The 1,285-nt window shown below is 67.2% G+C and carries 2 protein-coding genes; both read left to right on the plus strand.

Going from position 1 to position 1,285, the window contains the following annotated elements; genetic code table 11:
• Nucleotides 1-17: 17 nt before the first annotated feature.
• Nucleotides 18-767 (plus strand): TIGR03747 family integrating conjugative element membrane protein, encoded by a 750-nt coding sequence (locus APY03_RS25355; RefSeq protein WP_068681292.1) that lies wholly within the window; start codon nt 18-20, stop codon nt 765-767.
• Nucleotides 768-865: 98 nt separating this feature from the next.
• Nucleotides 866-1,249, plus strand: a complete 384-nt coding sequence (locus APY03_RS25360) for an integrative conjugative element protein, RAQPRD family (RefSeq protein WP_068681294.1) — start codon at nt 866-868, stop codon at nt 1,247-1,249.
• Nucleotides 1,250-1,285: the final 36 nt, after the last annotated feature.

A 1,285-nucleotide genomic window follows, 5' to 3' on the forward strand; every position in this document is an offset into this window, starting at 1 on the left:
GGCAACGAGGCCGTGCCATGAAGGATGCCGCCTCGACCGCACAGCGGGAGCAGAACCAGCGCCAAGGCCTGATCGTCGGCACCATCACCTTGCCGTTTCGGCTGCTCGGGGTGCTGATCGGCTCGCTGCTGTTCTCGATCGTGGTGGAGTGCGTCGGCATGCACCTGTTCTGGAAGGACCAGGGCTGGCGCCACTCCCAGCAGATGCTGCAGTACGAACTCGGGCACCTGTCCAGCCACTTCACGCGCAGCGTGGTTGTACAGGAGCCGGGACGCACGGCGCACGAACTGGTGGACACCGGCTACGAATGGGTGTTCGTGCGCTCGGGGCTGCTGGAGCGCATGAGCCAGACCGCCGAGCGCGCCCGCGCGCCCAGCCACGGGCAGACCCGCAACTTCCGCTACTGGATCAGCCAGGTCTATGTCTGGACCGAGAGTTACCTGGTCGCTGCGGCCTTCACGACGCTCACCTTCCTGGTACGCCTGTTGGTGCTGATCCTCACACTGCCGCTGATCTTCACGGCCGCCTTCGTTGGGCTGGTCGATGGCCTAGTGCGGCGGGATGTGCGGCGGTTTGGGGCGGGCCGGGAATCGGGCTTCATCTACCACCGCGCGAAGGCGAGCCTGATGCCGTTGGCCGTGCTGCCCTGGGTCACCTACCTGGCGCTGCCCATCTCGGTACATCCCCTGGTCATTCTGCTGCCCAGCGCTGCCTTGCTGGGGCTGGCCGTGAGCCTGACCGCGGGCAGCTTCAAGAAGTACCTCTAGGCCATCAATCCGGTGGTGCGCGGGTTCCTATTGTTTGCGGCCTGAAACAGCCCTGATCTCCACGATCACCCCATTGCTGATCACACAGGAATGGCGCGATGGTGGCTTCGATCTGGCTGCGCGCCGCGCATCGCGGCGTGCCCATTTTTTTCGTGACGGCCCTCCTGCTGGGTCAGTCCCCGATGGCCTTGGCCGAGTCCCCGGCACAGCGCCAGGAACTGGTCGCCGCGCTGCGCCAGCTCGACGCGCTGGAGCGCACCGTCGCGGACAGCGCCGCGCATGCCCCCATCCAGCCGGGCGGGCGCTACCACTTCGACTACCCACGGCTGCTGGCTGACCTGGCGCGTGTTCGTGCCGGCATCCAGTTCCACCTGACGCCATCGCGCGCCCAACCTCGCGACCTCTCCGAGCTGGCCGGCGACTACCGCGCCGAGCGGGCGGCCGAGCCGCTGCCGGCGACGACTGCGGAGGGCAAGCGATGAACGGCGCCCAGGTCTCGGCATTTCAAGCCAACAGCG

The sequence above is a fragment of the Variovorax sp. WDL1 genome, from assembly GCF_001541225.1.
GTDB lineage: Bacteria > Pseudomonadota > Gammaproteobacteria > Burkholderiales > Burkholderiaceae_C > Variovorax.

Bases quoted from the DNA above. Each gene is read 5' to 3' on its own strand.
- APY03_RS25355 (WP_068681292.1), top strand. From the start codon at position 18: ATGAAGGATGCCGCCTCGACCGCACAGCGGGAGCAGAACCAGCGCCAA.
- APY03_RS25360 (WP_068681294.1), top strand. From the start codon at position 866: ATGGTGGCTTCGATCTGGCTGCGCGCCGCGCATCGCGGCGTGCCCATT.